A 16,770-nucleotide genomic window follows, 5' to 3' on the forward strand; every position below is an offset into this window, starting at 1 on the left:
CTCCTACAACAGCAAAGCAGCGAAAAAAAGCATGAAAAATGCCTATTTCGCACTACCTGTCTGCACAATGTGCTATGTAAATAATAGCAAACTGGCCCACGATATGCTCAAAAAATGTTGCAGTGCAGCAACGCCATTTTGAGCGTGATGCGCTTGATGCCAGCCACGAAACAAGCCTTCCTTTTTCCCCGATCAAGCGCCCGGCGTCCGGCTAGGCCGCCTGCGCAGCCGTCCAGCCTTTGAGCGCCTGGCAGGTCTGGCCGGCAAAAGCCGTCAGCGCCGCGACCTGCAGGGCCGCGTCCGCAGGCCATTGGCCCTGCAGGCACGACTGCTCCAGGGCAGCGCAGGCACCGCTCAAGGCTTGCGCGCCCACATTGGACGCCGCGCCCTTGAGCGCATGGGCAGCGCGCGACAAGGCGGCGCTGTCGCAAGCCGACAAGGCGCCCCGGATGTCGTCGATGCGCTGGGGCATTTCCGTGATGAAGAGCAGCACCACCTCGCGCGTCATGCTGAGTTCGTCGTCGTCAAACTCCCGGAACTGCTCCAGCCGGTTCCAGTCGATCAGCACCTGCGCCGGTTTAATGCCAGATTGGCCCTCTTGCGCACCAGGCACGGCGCCTGCAGCTATTATTTTCGTAGCATTTTCGGGTTCGGCCTGCCGGGCATAACGCGCCAGCGACTCGGACAATTCGTCAATCCGCAGCGGCTTGGGCAAAAAGCCCACCATACCGGCCTGCAGACAGCGCTGGCGGTCTTCTTCCAGCACCGAGGCGGTCAGCGCGATGATAGGCGGCGCTTGCCTGCCGTAGGTACTGATGATCAGGCGCGAAGCGACAAAGCCGTCCATCACCGGCATGTTGGCATCCATCAGGATGGCGGCGTACTGGCGCGGCGTCTCGCCAAGGCCGGTGCGCAGCGAGGCGGCAACCCGGTCCACGGCTTCGCTGCCGTTGACGGCCGTGGCGGCCTCGTAGCCCAGCTTGGCGAGCATGGCCAGCGCGACCTTGAGGTTGATGGCGTTGTCGTCAGCCACCAGGATGAACTGGTTGCGGGCGGCGGCCGGCTCGGACCTTGCTACTTTTTGTATAGCTACCGGGGCAGACGTGACGCGCGCAAGAGCCTCAAACAGCTGTGACTGGCGGTATGGCTTGAGCAGCCGGGCATCAAACACCCGCGCCTGCTCGCCACTGGGCATGGTGCCCGAGGTCAGCAGCACGATGGGCGTGGCGGGCGTGCGCTCGCGCAGCAGCCGGGCAAAGCTCAAGCCGTCCATCTCGGGCATGTGCATGTCGCTGATCACCACATCGACCGGATGCCCGGCCAGCCAGGCCAGGGCCTCGGCGGCGCGCTCGAACAACACAGGCTCCATGCCCCAGCGCCTGAGCTGCTTGTCCAGGATGCGCAGGTTGAGCTGGGTGTCGTCCAGCACCGCCACCCGCTTGCCGGCCAGGCTGACCAGGTGCAGCGCGGACAGCATGGCGACTTCGGGCGCATCCGCATGCCCCAGCCGGGCAGTGAACCAGAAGGTCGAGCCGTCGCCGGGCGCCGAATCCATCCCGATCTGGCCGCCCATCAGCTTGACCAGCCGCTGGCAGATCGCCAGGCCCAGCCCGGTGCCGCCGTATTTGCGGGTGGTGCTGGCATCGACCTGGACAAAGGACTGGAACAGCGCGGCCTGGCGATCCGGCGCAATGCCGATGCCGCTGTCCTTGATGCGGAACTCGACCAGCCCGCCCTGGCCCGGGCTGAAGTCTTCGAGCACATGGGCCGAGACCACCACCTGGCCCTTTTCGGTGAACTTGACGGCGTTGTTGACCAGGTTGAGCAGTATCTGGCGCAGCCGGGTCACGTCGCCGCGCACCCAGCCGGGCAGCTCGTCGCCCATGTCCACCAGCAGCTCCAGGCCTTTTTCGCGGGCGCGCGGCGCACCAATGTCGCAGGCCTCCTCAATCGTTGCGAGCAGGTTCAGCGGCTCGTTTTCCAGTTCCAGCTTGCCGGATTCGATTTTGGAAAAATCAAGAATGTCGTTGATCACGCCCAGCAGCTGGTCGCTGGAAATGCGCATGGTGTGGACATAGTCGCGCTGCTCCAGGTCCAGCGAGGTGTCGGCCAGCAGGGTGGTCATGCCCACCACGCCGTTGAGCGGGGTGCGGATTTCATGGCTCATGGCGGCCAGGAACGCCGCCTTCGCACGCGCCGCGCCCAGGGCTTCGTCACGCGAGGCGTTCAGCTCGGCGGTGCGGCTCGCCACCCGGTCTTCCAGCGTTTCGTTGGCCTCGTGCAGGGCCAGGGTCTGCGCCTGGATGGCGGCCCGGTGGCGCTGCAGTTCCCCGGCGCTGTCGTGCAGGGTCTGGGACAGCTGGCGCACTTCGGCAATGCGGCTGGCCTGCTGCAGCGGCGGCACTTCATGCAGCGCCAGCAGCGCGGCGGCTTCGCCCAGGCGCCTGAAATGCTGGCTCAGCCGCCAGGCCAGCGCGATGGCCAGCAAGGCGCCCAGCAGCAGGATCATGGCCGTCACCGCCAGCGTTTTTTTCAGCGCCTCCTGCGCCACGGCGGTGAAATCGCTCTCGGGCGCGGCCACCACCAGGCTCCAGCGCACGCCCATGCTTTCACCGAAGGGTTGCAGGGCCACCATCAGGCTGTCGTCCGCCATGGGAATGCGGCGCAGGAACGACACGCGCTGCACGCTGGACTCCAGCGTGCGCCCCAGGCTGGGTGCGGCTTCGCCGTAGGCCTGGCGAATGATGGGGTTGCGGCTTTGCAGCGGCTTGTGACGCTGCAGATTGCCGGCGCCGCCGGAAAACAGTTCATCGCCGGTCGAGCTGGCGACCATGAAACCCTGCTCATCGACCAGGAAAACCGTGCCACGGGCGCTGATCCGCATGCTCTGCAGCATCTGGTTCAGGCTTTTCAGGGGCAGGTCAACGGCAAACACGCCCAGGGCGCCGCCGTCAGCGCCATAGACGGGCTGCGCCAGCGTGAGGCGCAGTTGCCGGTCGGCGGCCAGGACCGATATCGGCGTGAAAGCGCGGCCCTTGTTGTCCATCGCGGTCCTGTACCAGGGCCGGCTGCGCGGGTCATAGCCGCCCTTTTCCGCCGGCAGGCCATGGCGGCGGTCGCCCGGAGATTCGGCCATGAAAAGGCCCCGGCCGTCGCCGCCCTCCTTGCGCTCGCTCACGCGCACCCAGGTGCTGGCGTCCTGAGCAAAGGTTTCAACGCTCAGGAACGCTCCGCGCGCGCTTCCCACATACATTCGGGGAACATCCGGCGTCATGCGCGTCATGGCAAAAGCGGTTTGCTCGAACAGTGCGGGCGACTCGATCAACTGGCGCGCACGCCGCACGGCGGACGCATCGGGCTGCTCGTGAATCACGCCGTTCAGCACGACATGGGCTTGCGCCAGATGGCCTTCCACATCGGTTTTGATGCGCTGCGTCATGTCCTGGATGATTTTCCCGGACAGCAACTCCGCGCTTTGCAGGTTGCTGCGGTACAAAAACCAGCCCACCACCCCGGCGGGAAGCAGGGAAAACAGCAGCAGGCTGGTGATCAGGACCGTGCGCAGCGAAAAGGTCATGGCCAGCGGCCTGGCGCCTGAACTCATGCCAGGCCCAGAATTTCCAGCACGTCCATGGGCTGGCTGCGCCCCGGCACCTGGACCAGCGCGCGCTGGCCGGTGCGGACCGCCCCGGTCACCAGGCGCACAGCCTGCACGCTGGCGGCCACCGTCCAGCTCAGGCGCGGCTCGCCCTGGAACAGCTTGAGCGCCGCCGCAACGGTGTCGCCCACCGGCGTGGTCTGGCCGGTACGGCTGATCAGGCCGTCCAGACTGGCAAAGGCCACCGGGCCGCTGTGCAGCGCCACGCCCAGCGAAAAATTCGGCAGGCCCCGGCCGGCCAGGTTTTTCTGCACATGGGCATCGATGCGCCGTGTCGCGCTGACCAGGCCCAGCGCGGCGCGTGCTGCCCGCAGGCCATGGTTCACGGAATTGGTATCGGCGGCATCGACGAAAACGCACAGCATGCCGTCACCGACAAACTGCATGTAATGCGCGCCAAACAGATAGACGGTGTCGCCCACGCTGCTGTAGAGCTGCTGGATGATTTCGCTGAGTTCGGTGCTGCTCAGCGCCTGCGTCCACAGGCCATAGTCGCGCATGTCGGCATACAGCACCGTGGCGCTGGCAAACCGTTCATTGCCCTGCGCCGCGCTGCTGTCGGGCCACTGCTCGCTGAGCGCCTGGACCATGCGGGTTTCATACAGCGCGCCAATCTTGTGGCGCTGCTCGTCCAGCGCCAGCTGCACGGCCTTGTCAACCACCTGGGTGCGCATGGCGTCGGCCCGGTCGCGCTTGTTGAGTTGCGCGCTGACGGCTTCGCGCAGCTCCTGCGGCGCAAACGGCTTGGTCAGGTAGTCGTCGGCGCCGGTGGTCATGCCCAGGCGCATGTAGCTGCGGTCCTGCAGCGAGGTCAGCAAAATCACGGCCGTGGCCGCCAGCGCGGCGTCGCTGCGCACCTGGTCGAGCACTTCAAAGCCGTCCATCAGCGGCATCTGCACATCGCTGACCACCAGGTCAGGCTTGTGCTCGCGAATCAGGTCCAGCCCTTTGGCGCCGTCTTCCGCAGACATGACCTTGTGGCCTTCTTTTTTCAATACCTGGCTGACCAGCAGGCGGGTGCCCGCATCATCATCAATCACCACGATCAAAGCCATAACAACACTCGCTATTTCTAATAATTAACCGAACGGGGCAGCCGTCGGCCCGGACTCGCCGGCAACAATCCGATGCATGCGGCTCCTGATGTGGAAAACCGTGCCCTTCGCCAGTTTTCAGCAAATTTTTCAGCCTGAGCAACTCGGCCATGACCATCCCCGATTGTCACAAAAAAATGGCTTTTTTTCGGGTGGTTGCAGATTTATGAGTTAGCTCCGAACTCCATCGGCGCGTTGCGCAGCCGGATTGAAGCGTAAACCATTTCCACAACCAGCGGCAACTCAAGCCGGGCGCTCGTCCAGCAAGGCCAGCGTTGCCTGCATGAGCTGTGGCACAAACGCCAGCTGCACATGCGCCGCGCCGCGAACCAGCCGGTTGCAGGCGCCTGGCAGCGTCGCGGTGGATGCCGGAAACACGATGTTGTCGCAATTCGAATACCAGCAGGTAAACAGCGCCTGCCGGCCGGCCGGCATGCCGTGGTCCAGCTGCGCTTGCCAGTCCGACAGCAGGCGCATCTGGCGGCCATTGTGGCCCTGGCCAAAACGCGCCAGCCAGGTGCCCCGGTGCGGCGTGCCAATGGTCACCACATGGTGCACGCGCGCCTCGGCCTGCATCCGCTTGAGCCAGGCCCGGACCGCCAGGCCGCCCATGCTGTGGCAGACCAGCAGCGGCGGCTGTCCGGTGGCCTGTGTCACGCGCCGGACCGCGTCGTCAATTTGCGGCGCATAGTCGTCAATCGAGCCCAGCAGCGGCTCCAGGCTGACGGCCACGAAGGCCTGGCCACTGCCCTGCAGGCGCTTGAGCCAGGGCGTCCACAGGCCCCGGTTGCAGAAAAATCCATGCACGAACACCACGCCCCGGCGGCCCTGCACCCGCGCTGGCGGCCCGAGCTGATCCGGGACGGCATTCGGGCGGAAAGGCTGGCGCCAGCAGAAAACCCGGGGCGCGGTCATGCTTTCGCCCAGCCAGGCGGCCAGCAGTTCCCGCCAGCTGGGCTGGGGCACCGGATCGTCCTTGTTGACCTGCTTGGCAAGTATGAATTCGATAGCAAGAAACACAGAGTAGGAAAGCGTAATCGCCATGAAACCCGCCAAACCCAGCAGCGGCGAGCCACGGCCGAAGTACAGCAGCCAGGCAAAGGACGCAGCGATGATCGACAGGGTGATGAGCCGTTGCAGCGATGCCAGCATACAAATCAGCGGGCGGCCCGGCGCCGTTCAAGCCAGCGCCATATGCCGGTCGGTCAGCACACGATATTTTGCTATTATTTTAATAGCTATATGCACCCATCCATACTGCGCAAAAGCCCTATTTGACTCTGGATTTATCATCATCACCACTTGCAGCAGCCCGCTGGCAGCGCCGCCGGCAAGCGCCAGCACGGCAGCCGATGCGAGGCTTTGTGCGAGCAATGTTCGTCTTTGCATGGCGCGAAGTTTCGCATGGGGCCGGCGGTTTCCATAGAGCACCATCCCTAGAGGAGCTGGCTACACTTTGAGCCTGTATGGACACTTCAGCACAAACAATCCGGGACGCGCTGCAAGTCGTGTCGCAGCTTCGGCAGCAGCATGCGAGCCAGCCGGCCCTGGCGCGGGCCGGCGCCGAGGTCAAGCGTTTTCAGGCGCGCCGCTTCCAGGCCACCTACGCCGACCTGCTGCACAGCCCGCGCTACAAAACGGCCGCCGCCTTCTTCCTTCAGGAGCTGTACAGCGACCGGGACTATGCCAGTCGCGACCAGCAGTTCGCCCGCATTGCCGACACCATCGCCAGGCTGTTTCCGCAGTCCGTCGTGAACACGGCGGCGGCGCTGGCCGAGGTCCATGCGCTGACGGAAACGCTGGACGACCTGATGGCCCGCGCCTGGATCGCAGACGCCTCGACCACCCCCAAAAGCAGTGAATCCGCCCGCTATGTCCGCTGCTGGCGCCAATCGGGAGACCGGGCCGCGCGCCAGCACCAGCTTGAGGTGGTGCTGCAGCTCGGCCAGGCGCTCGGTCGCCTGACACGCACGCGCGGGCTGAGAACCTTGCTCAGGATGATGCGCCGCCCCGCTGCCGCCGCCGGCCTTGATTCCCTTCAGCAATTCCTGGAAACCGGCTTTGACGCCTTTGCCAGGATGGGCGGCGCGGACGAGTTCCTCACGCTGCTCCGCCAGCGCGAATCCGAATGGATACGCGCCCTGTTTGACGACGAGGCTGTCGCCTGCGAGACCCGGCTGGCCCATTTGCTGGCAGCGGGCAGCCCGCCTGAATTCAACAACGCAATGTCCTTCTGATGGCTGCAAGCTCTTTGCCATCCGGGATGCATGTCTTCGAACGGGGCTGGCTTTCAGCCAACAACATCCTGTTTGCCGATGGCGATCAAACCGTGCTGGTTGACAGCGGCTACTGCACGCATTGCGCACAAACGCTGTCGCTGGTCGAAGCTGTTCTGGGTAATCGTCCGCTGGATACGCTCGTCAATACCCATTTGCACAGCGACCATTGCGGCGGCAATGCGGCCTTGCAAGCGCGCTACCCAGCGCTTCAGACCCTGATTCCGCCCGGACACGCACCACAGGTCGCGCAATGGGATGCGGCAGCACTCAGCTATTTACCCACGGGTCAGCGATGCCCGCGATTCGGCTTCGATCAAACCCTTCAGCCTGGAGCCAAAATACGATTTGGCGCGGCTGAATGGCAGGTTCATGCGGCAGCCGGGCACGACCCTCATTCGGTTATTTTCTTCGAGCCCGAAACCAGAATGTTGATTTCAGCCGATGCCTTGTGGGAAAACGGTTTCGGCGTGGTGTTTCCCGAGCTTGAGGGAAGCGACGCCTTTGCCGAGGTGGCAAAAACGCTGGACTTGATCGAACGGCTCAATCCCGAAACCGTCATTCCAGGGCATGGACGGGTCTTTATATACACGCCCGAGATACTCGCCAAAGCCCGTCAGCGCCTGGATTCTTTTATCGCCAATCCCGTCAAGCATGCCCGTCATGCGGTGAAAGTCCTGCTCGTATTCAAGCTGCTTGAAGTTCAACGGCAGTTGATTGATGAATTCACCCAATGGACGGTGACAACGCCGTATTTTGAGCAAATCAGAGTTCGCTTTTTTCGGGAGGTTCCGATGGCTGTCTGGGTAGGCCAGTTGTACGCGGAACTGGTTGCCGCTGGCGTAGCCACAAAGGAAGGCGAATACATTCTTCCCGGGTTCGCCCGTTAAAGCAGGTTTTCAACAAATGCGCCGCGCCCGGCGGTGCTGGCGCTCAGTCGATGCGCGGGGCCTGCCACTGCACCGCCATCGGTGACTTGCGCGAGAACAGCGCCACATGCTCATCAAGCACGTACTGAATCCGCTCCAGCTCCTCGGCCGAAGTGGCGGTGCATTCAAAGCCAAGCGCTTCTTGCTGGGCCGTCAGGCGGCATTCCCCCCAGGGAAAATGCGCCAAGCCTTGCTGCTCGTCGTAGGCCACTTCGATTTTCCGGCGGAAGTGGTAGCACAGGCGCGTCAGGTAGCGGCTCGGTTCAGGCGTTGGCATGCTGCCGTTCAGATAATGCATGGTTGTCTCCTCGGTTCTGCGGTGTCGATGTCGATGTCGTTCATGGTGTTTTTATTCAGGGTCAAGCGCGTGCTCGGCCAGCACGATGGGCGTGCCCAGCGAGCAGGTTTCGACGCGCGCCGCGATGCCGTAGGCCTGGCGCAGCAATGCCGGGGTCAGTATCCGGCTCGGCGCGCCGCGCGCGATCACCTGGCCCTGCCCCATCACCAGCATGTCGTCGCAAAAGCGCGCCGCCAGACTCAGGTCATGCACGGCCATCAGGCACAGCGCCTGGTGGCTGGCCAGGTGCTGGCGCAGCGCCTCCATCAGGCACAGCTGCCAGCGCAGGTCGAGTGCGCTGGTCGGCTCGTCGAGCAGCAGCAGCCGTGGCTGGCGCACCAGCAGCTGGGCCAGCCCGGCCATCTGGCGCTGCCCGCCCGACAGCGCGTCCAGCGCGCGCAGCGCCAGGGCGTGCAGGCCCAGGTTGTGCAGCACCTGCTCGATGCGCTGGTGCACGACGGCTGGCGCCAGCTGCGGGCAGGCCGTGCGCACGGCGCTGAGCACGGATTCGTACACCGTCAGCGACGAGGCCTGCGGCAGGCTTTGCGGCATATAGGCCACCAGGCGGGCGCGCGCTGGCGGGCGCAGGCGCGCCAGGTCTTCGCCGTCGAGCAGCGCCTGCCCGGTCATGCGGCACAGGCCGGCCAGCGCGCGCAGCGTGGAAGACTTGCCGGCCCCGTTGGCGCCCGCCAGCGCCACGATGCGCCCCTCGGGCAAGGCCGCCACGTCTATATTTCGCACCACCGGCCGGGCGCCATAGGCGACGCCAAATTGTTGAAGCACCAGGCTCATGCGCGCAACCCTCCCTGATGGCGCAGCACCAGCAGCATGAACACCGGCACGCCGACCAGCGCGGTGACGATGCCGATGGGCAAGACCACGCCGGGCAGCAGAACCTTGCTCAAGATCGACGCGCAGGACAGCATCAGCGCCCCGGCCAGCGCACTGGCCGGCAGGTAAAAACGATGGTCCTCGCCCAGGATGAGCCGCGCGATGTGCGGCCCGACCAGCCCGACAAAACCGATGGTGCCGACGAAGGCCAGGGCCGTGCCGCTGAGCAGGCTCACGCGCACCAGGCTGACCAGCCTGAGCCGCTCCACATCCACGCCGCTGCTGCGCGCATGGTCTTCGCCGCTGCGCAGGGCCGTCATCGCCCAGGCCTGCGACTGGGTCCAGGCCGCGCAGACCAGCACCACCGTGGCCAGGATGCCGATCTTGGGCCAGGTCGAGCGCCCCAGGCTGCCCATGCTCCAGAACACGATCTGCTGCAGCGCGTTGCTGTCGGCCAGAAACTGCAGCAGCCAGAGCAGCGCCTCGAAACTGAACATCAGCGCAATGCCGAACAGCACCACGGCATTGACCGATGCGCCCCAGCGCCAGGCCAGCAGATGGATCAGCAGCGCCGCGACCACGGCCCCGCCAAAGGCGCACAAGGGCAGCGCAATATCCGGCCCCAGCCCCCAGGCGGTGAAGCCGGTCACGATGGCCAGCGAGGCGCCCACCGTCGCCGCCGCCGACAGGCCCAGCGTGAACGGGCTGGCCAGCGGATTGTTCAGCACGGTCTGCATCTGGGCACCGGCCAGCCCGAGGGCGGCGCCGACCAGCACCGCCATGACGGCGTAAGGCAGCCGCACATCCCACAAAATCACGCGCGTGCCCTCGTCGAGCGCTTGCGGCGCCAGCAGGCCCTGCCACACCGTGCTCCATGCGATGCCGGACGGCCCCGTCCCCAGATCGGCGGCAAACACCAGCAGCAGCGCCAGCAGCAGCAGCGCCAATACCGTCAGCCGGCGCCGCACCTGCGCGGCATAGCGCTGCGCCAGCGACAGATTGTTCATGAGCAGTGCGTTCATCGGGATGCCGTGGCGGCAGCGGGCGCCAGCGTCGTCCAGTACTGGCCGCTCAGCGGCACGGGCTGGAAGCGCTGGTAGAACATGGCCAGCGTCTGCTGCGGCTCCAGGTCGCGGAACAGCTCTGGATGCAGCCACTTAGCCAACACCTGCACCGCGACGACGTTGAAGGGCGAATTGTAGAAATGGTGCCAGACCGCATGCGCCCGCCCCTGCCTGACAGCCGGCAGCGTGGCAATGCCCTTGCGCTGCACCGCCCGTGCCAGCGAGTCCTGCGCGGTTTTTGCATCGACACCGGCCCCGAGCACGATGCGCATCGGCATGCGCGCTGCGGTTTCGGGCGAGCCGATGGCCGTGCCGATATAGACATCGGGCGGCCGGCTGACCAGCTGCTCCAGGCTGAGCATGCCAAAAGCGCCAGGCACCAGGCCCTTGGCCATGTTGACGCCGCCTGCGGCGTCGAGCAGCCGGCCCATCAGGCCGTTGCTCATGGTGGCGCAGCATTCTTCGCCAAGGCCGACGCGGTTTTCCAGAAACACCGTCGGGCCGGGCGTCTTGAGCGTTGCCAGCTTGCGCGTCACGCGGGCCAGCTGTGCGGTGTATTCGGCGACGAAAGCCGCCGCTTCCTTGTCGCGCCGCAGGACACGGCCCATGATTTCCATGCTGCGCGCCGTGTTTTGCAAGGGCTCCTTGCGGAAATCGACAAACACCACGACGATGCCGGCGGCCGACAGCCGGGCCAGCGTCTCGCGGTCGTTGGGCGAAGGGCCGTGGCCTTCCAGGCCGAAGATGGCGACATCGGGCTTGAGCGCAATCGCTTTTTCCACGCTGAAGCTCTCGGCGGTGGTGCGGCCCGTGCGCGCCACCGTGCGCAAGCGGGGAAAGCGCTGCGCATACTGGGCATAGCCGGCCGGATCGAGCTGCTCGAAGTCTCCGGGCATGCCCACAATGCGGCGGCTGACATCCTCGCGCTCCAGGATGGCCAGGGCCGGTATCAGGCGCCCTTCCCCCAGCAGGATGCGTTCGCTGCTGGCCGGCAGGCGCACGGTGCGCGCCGCCAGGTCCGTCACCAGCCCGTCAGCGGCCTGCGCCTGGCCGGCGAGCAGGCTCCAGGCAAGGCCCAGGCCGGCCAGCATGAGCCGCCTTGTGTTTTTCATCAAAATGAACTCGTCAACGACACGTACAAGGTGCGTCCGGGCTCGTTGTAGGTGGCGGCGCCCGCGCCGCCGCTGGTGCCGTAAATTGCCGTCGAGCTGACGCTGACCGCATTGCCGGCGCGGAACTGGCGCTTGTCGAAAATGTTGCTGATGCCGGCGGCCATCTTCAGGTTCTTCGAGAAGGCGTAGTTGCCGCTGATGCCCGCCACGGCGTAAGGCGCCACCGAGTTGGCCGACGTGCCGGTGACCGCAGCGCCCTTGTAATCGAACTTCATCGGCTCCTGCCGGCCATAGAAGGTCATCGAGAACAGCATGCCGAGCTGGCTGTTGACGCGCCAGTCGAGCATGGAGTTGACGGTGTATTTCGGGATGAGCGAAAGGTAGTCGCCCGTCGCCTTGTTCCTGGACTCGATCATGTAGGTGAAATTGGTGATCCAGTCCAGCGAAGCCTTGAGCGGCACCCGCAGATTTCCCTCCAGCCCCTGGACCACGGCCTCGGGAATGTTGCTCCACTGGTAGATGCTTCGGCGGTTGCTGGTCGTGATCGCTGTCGGCGACAGGCCGGCCTGGATCTTGTCGTGGTAGTCGTTGCGAAAGTACGTGATCCCGGCCACCAGGCCCTCATCCTTGTATTCGACGCCGACTTCCTTGTTGACGCTGGTTTCCGCCTGCAGGTCGGCATTGCCCTGCAAATAGCAGCCCGTCGTACCGTTGGACACCGTGGCGCAGCCGTTGCCCGAACTGTAGATCAGGTAGTTGGGGTTGTTCTGGTAGAGATTGGGCGTCTTGTAGGCGCGCGCAACACCGCCTTTCAGCGTGACCTTGTCGTTCAGCAGATGGGTCAGGTTGAGCGCGGGGCTCCAGTTGGCGCCGGACTGCTGGTGCTTGTCATAGCGAATGCCGGGCGTGAGCACCGTGCTGGGCGACAGCTCGATGTTGTCCTCGGCGAACACCGAGAAGACATGGGTGGAAGCGTCGGCACTACGCCCCGTGCTGCTGACGCCCGGTATCGCCCCGTAAATGGTGGCCACGGTGTTCGAACTCAGGTCGGTCAGCTTTTGATCCGACCATTCGACGCCGGCCGTCAGCATCTGGTTGAACCTGCCGCGAAGCGGCGTGCTGATTTCACTGTGCAGCGTCACGTCCGTCAGCGTATTGGTCGAGAACAGCGGCGTGCCGGTCAGGAACATGCCTTCCAGGCCGCCGACCAGGCCTTCCTGGATGCGCGAATTTTCGGTCTTGCTGTACTGCAGGTAGCTCAATGAAGTGCCGAAGTCGAACTTGCCCTTGTGCGTCAGGGCATAAGTCGTTTTGTCCATGCGGTTGGTTTCCTGGCCAATCAGCGAGTCAACGACAGCGTTGGTGCCGACATTCTGCGTGTCGCCGGTGTAGATGTTCCCCTGGCGGCTGCGGCTGACATCCAGATCGAGCGTGTGGCCGGGCAACAGGTTCCACGTCAACCGCGCGCCCAGGTCCTTGTTGCGCACGCCTTCGCGCCCTGCAGGCAGCGAGCTTGCAAAACCGGGCGCCTGGTGGCCGGCATTGATGGTCCGGTCATCCGCATCGGTATGGTTGTAATTGCCGTAGATGCGGTAGGAAAACAGTTCGCTGAGCGGGCCGCTCAGGTTGAAATTCAGGCGCTCGGTAGCCCCTTCCTCGGAATGCTCTGGACGGTTGGCGTACACCGTGACCTGGCCGTGCGTCTCTTTGGCCGCTTTCTTGGTGATGATGTTGACCACGCCGCCGGCAGCGCCGTTGCCGTAGCGCGCGGCGGCAGGCCCGCGTATCACCTCGATGCTTTCGACCTGCTCCGCCGGCACCCAGTTGCTGTCGCCGCGCGAATCGCGCTCGCCGCGCCAGCCATAGCGCACGGCATTGCGGCTGGTGACCGGCTTGCCATCCACCAGGATCAAGGTATTTTCCGGACCCATGCCGCGCAGGTCGATCTGGCGGTTGTTGCCGCGCTGGCCGCTGGAGGAATTGCCCGTCAGGTTCACGCCCGGCATGGTGCGGATGATTTCCGACACATCGTTGGCCGGCGGGCGCTTCTCGATATCCTCGGCCGTGATGATCGACACGCCGGGCGCCTGCTTCAGCGCTTCCTCGGCCGAACCGAGCACGGTCATCTCGGCCAGCGTTTTCTCCGGCTGCTGGGCCAGGGCCGGCAGGCCCAGGTAGGCCAGCCCCATGGCGATCACAAGGGGTTTTATCCGATTGCTGACTGGTTTGAATTGCATGCTCTTTTTTCCTTGTTCCGAACACCTGCTCGCCAAATAGTAATTGCGAATCATTTTCATTTAGAATGAAACGCAGTATCGCAATAACCGCCAGGGTTTTTGTTTGCTGGAACAAGAAAGATGTTTGTGCCCACCCTTCTGTCCCGCCACGGGGCTCCATCGGCCCCCGACGCTCTCCTCTCCAAGCGCGCGCTGTCGGCGCGCCATCCGTCGCGTGCCATCGATGTTGGCAAGCTCAACACCCAGGTCGGGCAAGGCCACCAATTGCTGTCCCCCGACGCGGGAACCACTTCGCCGCTGATGCAGGGCAGCTTTTCCATGACCCGCCTGCGCGACGGCATGTCGCTGCACTGCACCGACATCGTCCATCTGCACGACATGGCCACGCAGTTCGTCATGCAGGAGGAATGCATCAAGGTATTGCTCAAGCTGGAGGGCAATGCCCAGGTTGCCGTGGGCCGGCAGTCGCTGCCGCTGGATGCCGGAGAAGGCGCGAACGCCGTGCCGCACGGCAGCGTCGTGACCTTGAATGCGCCCGACACCTTCGAGCGGCACGCATGCGCCGGCAGCCGCCAGCGCATGGTCGTGCTGACCCTGAAGCCGGTCTGGTTCGATGCCACCGGCATTTCCCGGGAAATCTTCCGGGAGCACCTGACGGTGCGCCACTGGACGCCCACGCCGCGCGCCGTTGCCATCGCCGAGCAGCTGATTCATCCCCTGGGGCTCGATGATCCGATGCAAAGCCTGTACCAGGAGAGCCGTGCGCTTGAGTTGATCGCCGAGGCCCTGTCCCGGACGAGGGCCGACACCGCGCCAAGCCCCCTCACGATGTCCGCGAGTGCCTGCCAGCGCGTGCGCCGCCTACAACAGCTTCTCGACAGCGGGGAGGCAGACCAACTGGACATGCGTGCCATTGCGCAATCCATCGGCTGCAACGCCAACACGCTGCAGCAGCAATTCCGCCAGGTCTGTGGCCAGCCCATTTTTGACTACCTGCGCCAGCGCCGCCTCCAGCGTGCAGCCCATGCGCTGCAGCATGAGGGCGTCAGTGTTGCGCGGGCTGCGGAAATTGCCGGCTACAGCAGCCAGGCCAATTTCTCGACCGCATTCCGCCGGAATTTCGGGCTCCAGCCCAAGCACTGCCGGAACCGGCTTTAGCGCGCATTGGTTTTAACCAGCGAACAATTTTCAGCATAAAAAAGGCCTTTTGCGCAGGTGTAGTATGCGTTAACAGCTATAAATAAAGTAGCAATAAACCGCCGGGCACCTTGAATGCCGTGATTGAAAGTCAGGGTGATTTCGCGTCAGTCCAGCACCGCCAGCGCCGCGACAAAGCCCGCCGGCGCCGGCAGTTGCCAGGCCTGCAGCGGCGGCGCGGGCATGTCAAGCGTCACGGCGTAGCGGCCCGCCAGCCCCGGCACTACCGAGACCGATTGCAGATGGCTGGCAATGCCCAGCCCCAGGGCTTTGAGCACCGCTTCCTTGCCGCTCCAGATGCGGAAAAAAGCCTGCGCCGCCGCTTCCTTATCCGGCTGCCGATGGCAATAGCGCCGCTCCTCCGGCCTCAAGGCGGCATCAGCCAGCGGTGCGGCTGCCGCGCCGCCAGCCGCTTCAATGTCCACGCCGACGGGCCGCTGCGCCGACAAGGCAATCAGCGCGTGATTGCCTGAATGCGACAGGTTGAAGAACAGCTTTTCGTCGTTGGCCAGCCGGGGCTTGCCGAACGCGTCGATCTGCAGCGCCACTTCTTGCACCGGAATTTGCAAGCGCTCGGCCAGCAGTTGCCTGAGCGCCACACGGGTGGCGGCAAAGCGCAAGCGATCCGCCGGCTGGCGGTAGCGCAGGCAGCGCGCCTGCTCTTCGGCGGGTAGCAGCTGGAGCAGTTCAACCAGTCGCTCGTTTTGAAAATCCAGCGTCAGCAGCCAGACAGCAGCGCCTGCGGGGGTAGGGACACGGTTTAAGCCTTTAATGCCCGTAGCGCAGGTACTGCCTGCGCAACCTGCTATCAATTCAGGAGTTCGCATGGCTGATTCTTTTCAAGCTGTTAGCGTCCGCTTGACCAACCAGTTAGGCATGGGTTTCGCATGTTGCACTGTACAAACTAGAACTGTGCTACCTGGGAAACGCCCCAGTCCGCCAGAAAAGATGCAGTGACTTCTGGTCGCTGTCTGTAGTGATACTCGATGCTTGCCTCTAAGAGGCACATCCGGGACAACAAATAGTTCTTGGTGGTGTCGGGGAGGGCCTCGTACCAATCCGGTGAGAGCGCAAAGTTTTCACTGTTGTCAAGAACAGCATGAATTACCGCTGAAGTGCGATTTGATGAACTGGCCACAGACTCAAAGAAGCGTCGAGGGGCGCTATTTGCGGTGTCTAGCCACGAAAATATCGCAACGGCTCCTTGATCAACTGGCATTACTGTTATGGCCAGTTGGCTCATTTCAGCATCAAGGTTCTCGTAGTCTTGGAGTTGCCTGCCATCAAGGTCATGGAATGGTTGGAAGACGAAGCAGGCAGTTAAGCATGGTGCTTTTTCGAAAAGAATCGCATACGTCACCATTCGATCCCAACTTGACGAAACGAGCAGCTTGTCGAGCTTTGCTTTGAGTTGTTCGCACTCTTCTGCTCCGCGCAAGGATGCGGCTTGATGAATCAATATTTCGTCTGTGTAGGAAATTTCCTCTGTTATGCCGTGTATAGCTTTCATCTGCTCAAGCGTTGGCAGGGATTCACACTGTTTGCGCTTGAGGTAACACTCTCTCGCTGCGGCTCGATATGCGAGCCTGAAAAGTTGCCTGCGGTCGAACTTAAAAGGCTCGTTCTCAAGGCAACTGAACAGCGCAGCATCATGTTTGGCACAAAAGCCGTTGAAGACAGAAACGTCTCGCAGGCCTTGGCGCTTTATCTCAATAGGGGGCGCATCCGCTGAGAACTTTGCTCCAAAGTTTGGCGCATACACATGCCCATCCTTACTAATCTTTCGTAGGACGGCCTCTAATGACATTGTGTGTGCGGACACGATTCGACCATCATGGTCAGGGTGAGGTGCCATGCAGACCTTTGAACTGAAGCGCCGACGAAAGTCCGCGATCAAGTCTGCTGCAGCTTTGGGGTTGTGGAGGTCGCCGAGTGACATTCCCGATAGTAGAGCGCATTTGTTTCAACCAGCCAGCAGTCCAAGGAAAATTCCAGCCTTTCAGGCCTCTGGCGCAGCTACTGCCTGCGCAAGCCG

14 protein-coding genes are annotated in these 16,770 nt (G+C 63.6%); 3 read left to right on the forward strand and 11 right to left on the reverse strand.

Annotated features, from left to right (window positions below; genetic code table 11):
• Positions 1-211 precede the first annotated feature (211 nt).
• The 4 genes from ABLV49_RS18585 to ABLV49_RS18600 all read right to left on the reverse strand — a co-directional run bounded on the left by ABLV49_RS18585 (position 212) and on the right by ABLV49_RS18600 (position 6,141).
• A complete protein-coding gene (locus tag ABLV49_RS18585) occupies positions 212-3,577 on the reverse strand; it encodes a response regulator (protein ID WP_349278772.1) in 3,366 nt (1,121 codons plus the stop codon).
• Positions 3,578-3,600: 23 nt separating this feature from the next.
• A complete protein-coding gene (locus ABLV49_RS18590) occupies positions 3,601-4,713 on the reverse strand; it encodes a response regulator (protein WP_349278774.1) in 1,113 nt (370 codons plus the stop codon).
• A 282-nt stretch (positions 4,714-4,995) separates the two neighbouring features.
• Complete coding sequence (locus ABLV49_RS18595) at positions 4,996-5,904, reverse strand: esterase/lipase family protein (RefSeq protein WP_349278776.1); 909 nt, start codon at positions 5,902-5,904, stop codon at positions 4,996-4,998.
• Positions 5,905-5,931: 27 nt separating this feature from the next.
• Positions 5,932-6,141, reverse strand: coding sequence for a hypothetical protein (locus tag ABLV49_RS18600; protein ID WP_349278777.1), 210 nt, complete (start codon positions 6,139-6,141; stop codon positions 5,932-5,934).
• A 77-nt stretch (positions 6,142-6,218) separates the two neighbouring features.
• Here ABLV49_RS18600 and ABLV49_RS18605 point away from each other — a divergent pair, with 77 nt between their 5' ends.
• Both ABLV49_RS18605 and ABLV49_RS18610 read left to right on the forward strand, forming a co-directional pair.
• The gene (locus ABLV49_RS18605) at positions 6,219-6,989 is read left to right on the forward strand and encodes an FFLEELY motif protein (RefSeq protein WP_349278779.1); all 771 of its coding nucleotides are present in this window, start codon (positions 6,219-6,221) and stop codon (positions 6,987-6,989) included.
• Positions 6,989-7,918: an MBL fold metallo-hydrolase gene (locus ABLV49_RS18610; RefSeq protein ID WP_349278780.1), complete on the forward strand. Its 930-nt coding sequence runs from the start codon at positions 6,989-6,991 to the stop codon at positions 7,916-7,918. The genes ABLV49_RS18605 and ABLV49_RS18610 overlap by 1 nt, the downstream gene beginning before the upstream one ends.
• A gap of 43 nt (positions 7,919-7,961) precedes the next feature.
• On the opposite strand, the gene ABLV49_RS18615 is transcribed toward ABLV49_RS18610, so the two are convergent.
• From ABLV49_RS18615 to ABLV49_RS18635, 5 genes are read right to left on the reverse strand one after another with little or no spacing between them, the layout of a single operon-like run.
• On the reverse strand, positions 7,962-8,255 hold the full coding sequence (locus ABLV49_RS18615; RefSeq protein WP_349278782.1) for a DUF2218 domain-containing protein: 294 nt from the start codon (positions 8,253-8,255) through the stop codon (positions 7,962-7,964).
• Between the two features lie 51 nt (positions 8,256-8,306).
• Entirely contained in the window at positions 8,307-9,086 is a 780-nt protein-coding gene (locus ABLV49_RS18620) for an ABC transporter ATP-binding protein (RefSeq protein WP_349278784.1), read from the reverse strand.
• Complete coding sequence (locus ABLV49_RS18625; RefSeq protein ID WP_349278786.1) at positions 9,083-10,147, reverse strand: FecCD family ABC transporter permease; 1,065 nt, start codon at positions 10,145-10,147, stop codon at positions 9,083-9,085. Before ABLV49_RS18625 ends, ABLV49_RS18620 begins: the two co-directional genes overlap by 4 nt.
• Positions 10,144-11,301 carry an ABC transporter substrate-binding protein gene (locus ABLV49_RS18630; protein WP_349278788.1) on the reverse strand — a complete coding sequence of 386 codons (1,158 nt, stop codon included), beginning with the start codon at positions 11,299-11,301 and terminating at the stop codon, positions 10,144-10,146. Before ABLV49_RS18630 ends, ABLV49_RS18625 begins: the two co-directional genes overlap by 4 nt.
• On the reverse strand, positions 11,301-13,538 hold the full coding sequence (locus ABLV49_RS18635; RefSeq protein ID WP_349278790.1) for a TonB-dependent siderophore receptor: 2,238 nt from the start codon (positions 13,536-13,538) through the stop codon (positions 11,301-11,303). Before ABLV49_RS18635 ends, ABLV49_RS18630 begins: the two co-directional genes overlap by 1 nt.
• A 126-nt stretch (positions 13,539-13,664) precedes the next feature.
• On the opposite strand from ABLV49_RS18635, the gene ABLV49_RS18640 reads away from it, so the two are divergent.
• Positions 13,665-14,696: a helix-turn-helix domain-containing protein gene (locus tag ABLV49_RS18640; RefSeq protein ID WP_349278792.1), complete on the forward strand. Its 1,032-nt coding sequence runs from the start codon at positions 13,665-13,667 to the stop codon at positions 14,694-14,696.
• A 146-nt stretch (positions 14,697-14,842) separates the two neighbouring features.
• Here ABLV49_RS18640 and ABLV49_RS18645 read toward each other — a convergent pair whose 3' ends face one another.
• Both ABLV49_RS18645 and ABLV49_RS18650 read right to left on the reverse strand, forming a co-directional pair.
• The gene (locus tag ABLV49_RS18645) at positions 14,843-15,562 is read right to left on the reverse strand and encodes a 4'-phosphopantetheinyl transferase family protein (protein WP_349278794.1); all 720 of its coding nucleotides are present in this window, start codon (positions 15,560-15,562) and stop codon (positions 14,843-14,845) included.
• A gap of 77 nt (positions 15,563-15,639) precedes the next feature.
• Entirely contained in the window at positions 15,640-16,497 is an 858-nt protein-coding gene (locus ABLV49_RS18650; RefSeq protein WP_349278796.1) for a hypothetical protein, read from the reverse strand.
• Between the last annotated feature and the right edge of the window lie 273 nt (positions 16,498-16,770).

Origin of the sequence: Polaromonas hydrogenivorans (genome assembly GCF_040105105.1) — a bacterium.
In the GTDB taxonomy this organism is placed as follows: Bacteria; Pseudomonadota; Gammaproteobacteria; order Burkholderiales; family Burkholderiaceae_C; genus Polaromonas; species Polaromonas hydrogenivorans.